12 protein-coding genes and 1 pseudogene are annotated in these 10,829 nt (G+C 39.7%); 9 read left to right on the top strand and 4 right to left on the bottom strand.

From position 1 onward, the window contains the following. Positions 1-3: 3 nt before the first annotated feature. Positions 4-1,359 carry a sodium-dependent transporter gene (locus ACQRD1_RS14125; protein WP_235234137.1) on the bottom strand — a complete coding sequence of 452 codons (1,356 nt, stop codon included), beginning with the start codon at positions 1,357-1,359 and terminating at the stop codon, positions 4-6. Between the two features lie 378 nt (positions 1,360-1,737). Here ACQRD1_RS14125 and infC point away from each other — a divergent pair, with 378 nt between their 5' ends. From infC to ACQRD1_RS14145, 4 genes are all read left to right on the top strand, one after another. Further along, entirely contained in the window at positions 1,738-2,232 is a 495-nt protein-coding gene (gene infC, locus ACQRD1_RS14130) for a translation initiation factor IF-3 (protein ID WP_235234136.1), read from the top strand. Positions 2,233-2,267: 35 nt separating this feature from the next. Beyond that, the gene (gene rpmI / locus ACQRD1_RS14135; RefSeq protein WP_004606643.1) at positions 2,268-2,465 is read left to right on the top strand and encodes a 50S ribosomal protein L35; all 198 of its coding nucleotides are present in this window, start codon (positions 2,268-2,270) and stop codon (positions 2,463-2,465) included. Between the two features lie 34 nt (positions 2,466-2,499). After that, positions 2,500-2,856, top strand: a complete 357-nt coding sequence (gene rplT, locus ACQRD1_RS14140) for a 50S ribosomal protein L20 (protein ID WP_235234134.1) — start codon at positions 2,500-2,502, stop codon at positions 2,854-2,856. Positions 2,857-3,338: 482 nt separating this feature from the next. Beyond that, positions 3,339-4,724 carry a TrpB-like pyridoxal phosphate-dependent enzyme gene (locus ACQRD1_RS14145; protein ID WP_235234132.1) on the top strand — a complete coding sequence of 462 codons (1,386 nt, stop codon included), beginning with the start codon at positions 3,339-3,341 and terminating at the stop codon, positions 4,722-4,724. 18 nt (positions 4,725-4,742) lie between these two features. On the opposite strand, the pseudogene ACQRD1_RS14150 reads toward ACQRD1_RS14145, so the two are convergent. Both ACQRD1_RS14150 and ACQRD1_RS14155 read right to left on the bottom strand, forming a co-directional pair. Continuing rightward, positions 4,743-5,987 (bottom strand): annotated as a pseudogene (locus tag ACQRD1_RS14150) (MFS transporter). 27 nt (positions 5,988-6,014) lie between these two features. After that, entirely contained in the window at positions 6,015-6,842 is an 828-nt protein-coding gene (locus ACQRD1_RS14155; RefSeq protein WP_235234130.1) for a zinc dependent phospholipase C family protein, read from the bottom strand. A 155-nt stretch (positions 6,843-6,997) separates the two neighbouring features. Here ACQRD1_RS14155 and ACQRD1_RS14160 point away from each other — a divergent pair, with 155 nt between their 5' ends. Then, the gene (locus tag ACQRD1_RS14160) at positions 6,998-7,537 is read left to right on the top strand and encodes a cysteine hydrolase family protein (RefSeq protein WP_235234129.1); all 540 of its coding nucleotides are present in this window, start codon (positions 6,998-7,000) and stop codon (positions 7,535-7,537) included. Positions 7,538-7,589: 52 nt separating this feature from the next. After that, positions 7,590-7,952 (top strand): fluoride efflux transporter CrcB, encoded by a 363-nt coding sequence (gene crcB, locus ACQRD1_RS14165; protein WP_235234127.1) that lies wholly within the window; start codon positions 7,590-7,592, stop codon positions 7,950-7,952. A gap of 42 nt (positions 7,953-7,994) precedes the next feature. Here the strand turns inward: crcB and ACQRD1_RS14170 are convergent, their stop codons facing one another. Next, a complete protein-coding gene (locus ACQRD1_RS14170) occupies positions 7,995-8,474 on the bottom strand; it encodes an S-ribosylhomocysteine lyase (RefSeq protein WP_235234126.1) in 480 nt (159 codons plus the stop codon). 112 nt (positions 8,475-8,586) lie between these two features. Between ACQRD1_RS14170 and ACQRD1_RS14175 the strand changes: the two genes are divergently transcribed. The 3 genes from ACQRD1_RS14175 to ACQRD1_RS14185 are packed head-to-tail and all read left to right on the top strand — an operon-like array spanning position 8,587 to position 10,818. Next, positions 8,587-9,228, top strand: coding sequence for a histidine phosphatase family protein (locus ACQRD1_RS14175; protein ID WP_427787890.1), 642 nt, complete (start codon positions 8,587-8,589; stop codon positions 9,226-9,228). 16 nt (positions 9,229-9,244) lie between these two features. Then, on the top strand, positions 9,245-10,249 hold the full coding sequence (trpS, locus tag ACQRD1_RS14180; RefSeq protein WP_235234124.1) for a tryptophan--tRNA ligase: 1,005 nt from the start codon (positions 9,245-9,247) through the stop codon (positions 10,247-10,249). Positions 10,250-10,293: 44 nt separating this feature from the next. Next, on the top strand, positions 10,294-10,818 hold the full coding sequence (locus ACQRD1_RS14185; protein WP_235234140.1) for a hypothetical protein: 525 nt from the start codon (positions 10,294-10,296) through the stop codon (positions 10,816-10,818). Positions 10,819-10,829: the final 11 nt, after the last annotated feature.

Below are 10,829 nucleotides of genomic sequence, written 5' to 3' on the forward strand. Positions count from 1 at the left end.
CATTTAAATTGTGAACAATCCGAGTGCGCTTGCTACGGAACTTATTAGAATCAGTACGAGGAAGACTGGAGCAACCCATTTAATAATGACATTGAACATTTTTTCTGCCTTGAAAGTTCCATCGGTTGCCTTTACTTCATCGGAAATTGTTTTTGGCTTGATGGTGAAACCAACAAAAATGCAAGTAAAGAATGCAACAATTGGCATTAATACACTGTTGCTGATAAAGTCCATGATATCCAGTACTGACATTCCCATCCAACTAATGAAGCTTAATGGTCCGAAACCAAGAGAAGAAGGAATTCCCATAATACATGCTAATACTGCAACGAAAATACCGGTAAATCTACGTTTCCATCCAAATTTATCCATGAAAACGGATACGATAGTCTCCATCAGAGAGATTGCAGAAGTAAGGGCTGCGAAAAATACGAGAACAAAGAAGATTGTTCCGATAACACCGCCGAATCTCATGCTTGCGAATACCTTTGGAAGCGTCATGAACATAAGTCCAGGACCGGCATTTAACATAGAACGGTCGCCGCCGGAGAAAGCAAATACAGCAGGGATGATCATCAGGCCTGCCAGGAAAGCGATTCCAGTATCAAAGATTTCTATTTGACGAACAGAGCTCTCCAGATTATTTTCTTTTTTCATATAAGAACCATATGTGATCATGATACCCATTGCCAGAGACATAGAATAGAAGAGCTGTCCCATAGCAGCCAGAATTGTTTTGGCGGATACATCGGACATATGTGGCTTTATGTAGTAGATAAGACCTTCCATAGCACCATCTAATGTAAGACCATATACTGCGATGATGATAGTAAGAATGACCAGAATCGGCATCATAATCTTACTAACTTTTTCAATTCCCTTTTCTACACCGCATAAAACGATCACAGCAGTGAATGCCATGAATAAGAAGAACCATCCGATTGGTTCAACAGAACCGCTGATGAAGTCAGTAAAGTAAGTATCTCCTGCGGATGCCTGAACACCGCCACTTATAAATACTGCAAAGTATTTGATGACCCATCCTCCGATTACAGAATAGTATGGGAATATAATGATTGGAACGAGAGATGCTAAAATTCCTAGAAATCCAAAACGCTTATCCAGGGATTTGAATGCTCCAATAGCGCTTAATCCTGTTTTGCGTCCCAATGCGATCTCGGCAATCATAAGGGTAAATCCGAAAGTGATTGCTAGAATCAGATAAATTAATAGGAATGTTCCTCCACCATATTTGGCAGCAAGGTAAGGGAATCGCCAGATGTTTCCCAGACCTACTGCAGAGCCAGCAGCGGCCAGAACAAATCCCAGTTTACTGGAAAAGTTACTCCTGCTATTCATATAAAAAAACCTCCTCAAAAATATAAAACTGACATTCCAAAATATAGAACATGCCCTATTATGGCATGAAAGCATAATTTTTTCAAGAATAATTAAGAAATATGAACGAAAAATCTTTAAATATGCAAAAAAAATTGTGAAAATAGATATTGACACATAAAAATATATATGATAAATTAGATAATGCGTGAGGCAAAAAAGAAAGTAGAGTATCCACTCTCACCATAGCACAATTGGGTGACTATTGGTTTGATATTGAGTATAGAAGTTCTTGTTATTATAGATCATTTTGTGCAGATATGTAAAGTGGATAGTCGAAAAACTATTCACTTATTTTTATTTATTTTATGATGGGGGTGCGCGACAATTAGCGATTTAATGATTAACGGGCAGATCAGAGACAAAGAAATAAGAGTTATTGGAGAAGACGGAGAACAGTTGGGTATAATGTCCCCGAGAGAAGCAATGAAGATTGCTCAGGAGGCAGAACTGGATCTTGTAAAGATTGCTCCGAAGGCTCAGCCGCCAGTTTGCAAGATTATTGACTATGGAAAATACAGATATGAGCTTGCAAGAAAGGAAAAAGAGGCAAAGAAGAAACAGAAAACCGTTGAAGTGAAGGAAGTGCGTCTTTCACCAAATATTGAGACCAACGATCTTAATACAAAGGTCAATAATGCAAAGAAATTCATCTCAAAAGGAAATAAAGTAAAGGTTACTCTGCGTTTCAGAGGACGTGAGATGGCACATATGCAGCAGAGCAAACATATTCTGGATGATTTCGCAGAATTACTTGCAGATGTTGCAGTTGTTGAAAAACCTGCTAAATTGGAAGGCAGAAGTATGAGCATGGTTTTAACTGAAAAACGTTAAAAATATATTTATAAATTTTAAGGAGGAAATTTATTATGCCAAAGATCAAAACAAATAGAGCAGCTGCAAAGCGCTTCAAAAAAACAGGTACAGGAAAATTAAAAAGAAATAAAGCTTACAAGAGCCATATCTTAACTAAGAAATCTACAAAGAGAAAAAGAAATCTTAGAAAACCAATCATTACTGATGCAACAAATGTAAAGAACATGAAGAAAGTATTACCATATCTGTAAGATATTGGGAAAGTATTGAAGGAGGAAATAAGACATGGCAAGAATCAAAGGCGGAATGAACGCTAAAAAGAAACATAATAGAACATTAAAGTTAGCAAAAGGATACAGAGGAGCACGTTCTAAACAGTACAGAGTTGCAAAACAGTCTGTTATGAGAGCTCTTACATCTTCTTATGCAGGAAGAAAACAGCGCAAACGTCAGATGCGTCAGTTATGGATTGCACGTATCAATGCAGCTGCAAGAATGAATGGATTATCATACAGCAAGTTTATGCATGGTTTAAAACTGGCTAATGTTGATATGAACAGAAAGATGCTGGCAGAGATGGCTGTTAATGATGCGGCTGGATTTGCTACACTTGCTGAGCTTGCAAAGAGCAAATTAGCATAATTTAGGAAAAGATTTACAGAAAGGCTGGGTACGTCAGGTATCCAGCTTTTTCTAATAGAGGAAAGGAATTAAAAAAATTCACCTCTCCTCTATTGACATTCGCAAGTTATCGTGGTAAAGTTTTACTAAACTGATGAGGAAGAGTAAGTACTGACAGATATTTGCCATACAGAGAGCCGCAGGTGGTGGGATTGCGGTAGGTTAAAGCTATCGGGAATGGGCTTCCGAGGGCGAGCTGAAATGGATGATCATAGCAGAGTAGGCAAGCCGGAGAGATTACTCCGTTAACAAAGTACGCGTATGATGGTACGCATGAGAGGGTATGCATGAAGTGCATATCAAGCCGGGTGGCACCGCAGGAGTTGATTTATACTACTCTTGTCCCTGCAATAACAATTGTATGGGATAAGGGTATTTTTTATTTTATTAGAATTTAAGCTGCCCTGTTCCCAGACACTTATGAATGAAAGGAGAACAGAAAAATGCAAGAAAACAAAATCCCTTACAAAATCTATCTTGAAGAGAGTGAGATGCCGAAGCAATGGTATAATGTACGTGCAGACATGAAGAATAAACCGGCACCACTTTTGAATCCGGGAACGTTACAGCCAATGACGGCAGAAGAACTATCTGGCGTATTTTGCGAGGAACTGGTAAAGCAGGAATTGGATAATGATAACCGTTATATTGATATTCCACAGGAGATACAGGATTTTTATAAAATGTATCGTCCGTCACCGTTGGTCAGAGCATATTGCCTGGAAAAGCAGTTACAGACACCGGCAAAGATCTATTATAAGTTTGAAGGAAATAATACAAGCGGAAGCCATAAGCTGAATTCAGCAATTGCGCAGGCATATTATGCCAAGAAACAAGGGCTTAAGGGTGTTACAACGGAGACCGGAGCAGGTCAGTGGGGGACCGCTCTTTCTATGGCATGTGCTTACCTGAATCTGGACTGTAAAGTATTCATGGTAAAATGTTCTTATGAACAGAAGCCTTTCCGCCGTGAAGTTATGCGTACGTATGGTGCAAGTGTAACACCATCTCCATCTATGGAGACAGAGGTTGGTAAAAAGATTCTGGCAGAGCATCCGGGAACAACAGGAAGTCTTGGCTGTGCCATTTCGGAAGCAGTTGAAGTTGCAGTGGGAAGCGAAGGATACAGATATGTATTGGGAAGTGTGCTGAATCAGGTATTACTGCATCAGTCTGTCATAGGAGTGGAAACAAAGACGGCTTTGGATAAATATGGAATCGAACCAGATATTATCATTGGATGCGCCGGAGGAGGCTCCAATCTTGGAGGATTGATATCTCCATTTATGGGAGAAAAATTAAGAGGAGAAAAGGATTATCAGTTTATTGCAGTTGAACCTGCATCTTGTCCAAGTCTTACCAGAGGTGTGTACGCATATGATTTCTGCGATACCGGAATGGTCTGCCCACTGGCGAAAATGTACACATTAGGCAGTGGATTTATTCCATCTCCAAACCATGCTGGTGGATTGCGATATCATGGTATGAGTTCTATCTTGTCACAATTGTATGCAGATGGATATATGGAGGCTAGATCCGTGGAACAGACATCCGTGTTTAAGGCAGCTGAACAATTTGCAAGAGTAGAAGGTATTCTTCCGGCACCAGAAAGCAGCCATGCTATTAAAGTTGCTATTGATGAGGCATTGAAGTGCAAAGAGACAGGTGAAGAAAAAACAATAGTGTTTGGCCTGACTGGTACCGGATATTTTGATATGGTTGCCTATGAAAAATTCCATAACGGAGAAATGAGTGATTATATTCCAACGGATGCAGATCTTCAGATCGGATTCGATGGAATCCCCAAATTCCCTGGAAGTATGGAATAATTGTCCGATATAGAATATTTATTTTCTGTTGGTCTGATATTTAGCAGCCTGACCGAAGAAGAAAAAGCCAAGAAGGAACATAACTGAAAGGGAGCCGACACCTGCATTGGTACTTCCACTTAACTGACTGATAAATGATACCAGGAAAGTGCCAAAGAAGGAGGCTCCTTTTCCGCAGATATCCATAATTCCAAAATATTCACCAGATTTTTCAGCTGGAATAATCTGTGCAAAGTAAGAGCGAGAAAGTGCCTGTATAGCGCCCTGGAACATTCCTACCAATACAGCCAGAATCCAAAAATCAAGCTGTGTATCTAATTTGATGGCATATAAGGCAATACCTGTGTAAGCTAAAATGCAGATTTTTATTAAGGTTACAGACGAGGCTTTCTTAGATAAAGATCCAAAGATCAGCGCACAAGGAAATGCCACAATCTGAGTCAGCAAAAGCGCCAGTAATAATCCAGTACTGTCCAATCCAAGTGACTGGCCGTAAGCGGTTGCCATATCAATAATGGTATAAACCCCATCAATGTAAAAGAAGAATGCCAGGAGAAAAAAAAGAATTTTCTTATCCCTGGTAATTTCGCTAAATGTCCTGCCCAGACGTGAAAAACTATTGTGTACTATATGTTCTTGCATAGAAATATAATATGTTTGTTTGTAATTTTGCAGAAGCGGCAGAGAAGATATCAGCCACCATGATCCCGTTATAAGAAATGCTATGAACATTGCATGTGACATAGCAAGATTTAGCTTATCGTAATTTAATACAACAAGAAGTGATAAGATAAAAGGAATACAACTTCCAATATAACCCCAGGCATACCCGTTTGAAGATACGGTATCCATACGTTCATCGGTCGTAACATCCGTAAGCATAGCATCATAGAAGATCAAACTGACAGAGTAAGCTGTCTTAGCAACGACAAAAATGCAAAGAAACCAGAGCCAGGATGGAGCAATTCCCAGCAGGATACAGCTGATCACGCCAAGAATCATAGAGCCGGCAAAAAGACGTTTCTTATAATTCTGGACATCGGCAATACTACCTAACACTGGTCCTAGAAAAGCGACAATCAATGTAGAAACAGAGACGGCATAACCCCATTAAGCCAGATAATCTACAGAAGATAAGCCTGCCTTGTCTCCAAGATAGTTAAAGTAGATCGGCAGGATGGTAGAGACAAGAAGAACGAAAGCGGAATTGCCGACATCGTAAAGTATCCATTGTTTTTCTAAAGTGGTAAGTTTAAATTTCATATATGTTTCCTTTCTGTTTAATGGTTTCTACAAGGATATGATTTTTTGTTTCCAGTTATCTCCGGCACCAAAAGTATGTTGAAAATAAGAAGGAAGCGAAGCATTATCCTTTAAAACTCTCTGATATTGTAAAATAGCGTCAGCTGCAGACTGTATAGCGTCATGATACAAACGGTTTAATAAAAGACAATAGTTGTGGCAAGAGGCATTGGGAAAAGGATTCATTATCAGACCATGCATAGAATCATAATGACCGATAAGTTTCATGGCATTCAGAAGCAAGGCGCGTTTCGGGTAATGAGGGGCATGCAGCAAATGATGAGTTTGAATCATTCCTCTTAAAGCAGTTTGAATATTGTCTACAGTCAAAGTGGAAAAGCATGGGGCAATGATTTTGGCATTGCTTTTATTGGGATAAATATGCTGAATCGGGACATAGGTCTTTGGATCACGGTTGTCTTTTTCCATGAAAAAACGGTCTAATTCTGTTTCAATCTCAGAGTGGCTGATCTTGCTTATGTAGATCATTTTTTCAATATAAGGGTGACAGATACTATCCAGAATAAAATGACAGACAAACCCATAAAGATAGGATTCAAGTGCGTCTTGATTTAAGGCATATTTCCACGCAGTAGCATTTTGTGTAAAAAATTGTGCGGCAGGTTCGTCGTGCATCTGGTACCCAATCTGATTGATCGGATTGGTACGTAGTGGATGATAATAAAAAAGAATGTCGGGACCGTGCAGACCGATATCATATAACTGACGATAAGACTCAATCTGTTGTTGCAGTTGAACCGGCAAAGTGACCAGGACATCTCTTCCAAATCTGTAATGTGTATAAGTAGATGGCATATGATAACCTCATTTCGTATTCTTTCTATCAATTATATTATGGCGTGGCTGTGAAAAATTCAATCACGAATTCTGTAAAATACAAGTAAAGTTTGATTTCTGAAAAATCTTGTATATAATGAAAACAAGAGTGAATTACGGAAGGAGACTACAGCATGGATATTTTAGTTGTCGTAGATATGCAGAATGATTTTATTAACGGAGCATTGGGAACAAAGGAAGCAGAAGCAATTGTCCCGCAAGTTGTGGAAAAAATTCGGGATTTTAAGGGAAGAGTTCTTTATACCAGAGATACACATGAGAAGGATTATCTGGAAACACAGGAGGGAAAGAATCTTCCGGTAGAGCACTGTATCAGAGGAAGCAAAGGATGGGAATTGAATGCCGAGATTGAAGCTTTGCGTGAGGAAGTGCCTATTGATAAGCCGACTTTTGGTTCTACAGTACTTGGACAGTTATTGAAATCACAAGATACAGAACTGAAAGAAAGAGGAGAGACAGGAGTTGAATCGGTTACCTTAGTGGGACTTTGTACAGATATCTGTGTTATTTCAAATGCTATGTTGATAAAGGCATTTCTGCCGGAAGTCCCAGTGATTGTTGATGCCTCATGTTGTGCTGGAGTAACACCGGAAAGCCATAAGAATGCATTAAAAGCAATGGAAATGTGTCAGATTACCTGCATGAACCAATAGAATGACAATCATCCATATAAGAGCGGGGATATTATGAAGGAGGAAAAAGTATATGGATAAATTATTCTTGGTGGGATGTGGCGGAGCAGTCGGGGCAATCTTGCGCTATGTGATCAGTCTTGTGCCATGGAAAGGAGAATTCCCGCTGCTGACACTGATTACGAATCTGGCAGGTGCAATCCTCATTGGCCTGGTCGTAGGGCTTGCTTTCAGTAAAGATACAATCAGCCCGAATATGGTGCTCTTTTTTAAGACGGGAGTATGTGGTGGATTTACAACATTTTCTACTTTTTCACTGGAGGCATTGACTTTGCTGGAACAAAATCAGAAAGGGGTTGCAGTTGTCTATATCTTCTTGAGTGTAGTAGGATGTGTGATCGGAGTCTGGTTTGGGAAAAAGCTGATTATGAGATGAAAAAAGAGTTCCGGCTGGAACTCTTATATTATGAATATTGGTCTATTCTGGATAATGTAACTGTTCGTCAGTGATATTCAGAAGTACTTGATTCAGATATCTGCTTGCCAGATACTTTGCCATCGGTAGATTCATGTCCAGATAATTGCCACAGTCTTTGGCGCAGGCACCGGGAACTTCTCCCTCAAATTCTGCAATAAAGGTAAACATCTCGGTCATCAGAGGAACAATATCTTTGGATTCATAATTGCCGGAAAGAAGCAGATAAAATCCGGTACGGCAGCCCATTGGTCCAAAGTAAATAGTCTTATTTGCAAATGTTTTATGATTCCGCAGGAATGTGGCACCGAGATGCTCAATCGTGTGAACTTCGGCGGTATTCATAACCGGTTCATCGTTCGGACTGGTCATACGGATATCAAATGTGGTTACGGGATGACCTTCCACCTGATCAATACGAGAAACATAGAGTCCTGGTATCAGGCGGATATGGTCTATTGTAAAACTTGTGATTTTTTCCATAACATTCATGGCTCCTTTTTATTTTCTAAGCTATTATAACACTTTCTATGTGAATTTGCTATGAAAAACATAAGGAGATGTGCTATACTTACAAGGTACGTTAAGGAGGCTAATGATGAAGATATATTTTGTAAGGCATGGAGAGACGGAGTGGAATAAGCAAAAAAGGATTCAAGGCCGGGTCGATATTCCGTTGGATGAATTTGGCCGGATGTTAGCAAGAAAGACAGCAACAGGTCTTGCAGAGATTCCTTTTGACGTGTGTTATTCCAGCCCATTATCCAGGGCGAAAGAGACAGCAACTATCATTCTGGAAGGAAGAGATATTCCAATTATAGAAGATGACCGGATTATAGAGATGGCATTTGGAGAGTATGAAGGTAAGTGCTGTTCCAAGAGTGGATGGAATCTTCCAGAAGAATTCCACAGGTTTTTTGATGAACCGGAGAATTATGTACCGGCACCGGGCGGAGAGAATTTCGCAGAAGTAAAGAAGCGTACAGGGGAATTCTTACAAGAACTTTTCCAGAAAGAACAATATCAGAAGAGCAACGTGTTAATTTCAACCCACGGTGCGGCACTGGCGGGAATGTTAAATTATATAAAGGGTAAACCTCTGTCAGAGTATTGGGGCATTGGCGTACATAGGAACTGTGCAGTAACAGAAGTGCAGGTAACAGACGATGTCCCTGAGATTTTGTCAGAAAATGTGGTCTATTACAATGATGAAGTAGAACCATGGGAAGAAAGATGAGAGTGGAGGAAGAAAAATGATTAACGATAAAAAAGTATTATTTAGCGGAATGCAGGCAACCGGGAACCTTACATTGGGAAATTATCTGGGAGCTTTGAAGAATTGGGTAAATTTAAGCAATGAATATGAATGCTTCTACAGCGTGGTAGATATGCATTCTATTACTGTCAGACAAGATCCGGCAACGCTCAGAAAGAGAGCAAGAGCATTGTTGACTTTATATATTGCAGCAGGCCTGGATCCGGAGAAGAATTGTATCTATTATCAGTCCCATGTTTCAGGTCATGCAGAGCTGGCATGGATCCTGAATTGTTTTACTTACATGGGAGAACTTAACCGTATGACGCAGTTTAAGGATAAGGCTGCAAAGCATGCAGATAATATCAATGCAGGTCTGTTCACATATCCGGTATTGATGGCAGCGGATATCCTGCTGTATCAGGCTGATGTGGTTCCGGTAGGAATTGATCAGATGCAGCATCTGGAACTGACCAGAGATATTGCAGAGCGTTTTAATAATATCTATGGTGATGTCTTTACGATTCCAGAAGCTTATATCGGCAAAGTAGGAGCTAAGATTATGAGCCTTCAGGATCCATCAAAGAAGATGTCCAAGTCTGATGAGAATCCAAACGCAAGTATTTACCTGATGGATGATCCTGACACTATTATGCGTAAATGTAAGCGTGCTGTAACGGACTCTGAAGCACAGATTTTATATCGTGATGAACAGCCAGGTGTAAAGAATCTGATTGATATTTACAGTGCATGTACAGGCAAGAGACCGGAGGAAGTTGTAAAAGAATTTGATGGCAAGGGTTATGGTGAGTTTAAGGTCGCTGTAGGAGAAGCTGTGATTTCTGTATTAAAGCCATTGCAGGATGAAGTTGCACGTCTGGAAAAGGACAAGGCTTATATTGATGGTATTATTAAAAATAATGCTGAGAAAGCACAGTATTATGCAAATAAAACATTGAGAAAAGTTCAGAAAAAAGTTGGATTTCCAGAGAAAGTACGTTAATAGAAAATAGAATATAAGGCGGGAGAATAGAGAGAGTGACCAAAATGATGAATATCCAGACGGCAGGTCAGCAGAAATATTATGATTTTATCCAGGAGAGGGCAAAGAGACTTAAGACAGGTATGATTGTATGGATCAGCCTGCTGGCGGTAGCATTGATATGCATGTTTTCCAATGTTAAGTTAGCGATTGTCCTGGCATTAGTCGGAATTTTTCTGGCAGTGATGAATATAAAATCACAGAAAGCATTGAAATCTAAATTGGATGGGGTTACCGATAAAGAGGAATTCTTTCATCAACTGGCAGATCCTTCGACACTGCAGATTCCAGAATATCGTTTAATAATCTTAAAAGATTATGTTCTTGTGGAGAAGAGTGATATCTGTGTGTATCAGTTGGCGGATATGCAGAAGATAGAAGTCGGACTTCAGGGAAATATCGGGAAAGTATTGTTTCTAACTGACAAGCAAGGAGCACGACATGAAATCGTATCCTGCACGAAAGGAGATGGAATGCAAGAAACTTTCGATAAAGTTTATTATTCGTTGCATGAGAGAATGGGAATTTAGATTAGTTAGTA

Origin of the sequence: Bariatricus sp. SGI.019, assembly GCF_050315235.1 — a bacterium.
Taxonomy (GTDB): domain Bacteria; phylum Bacillota; class Clostridia; order Lachnospirales; family Lachnospiraceae; genus JAFBIX01.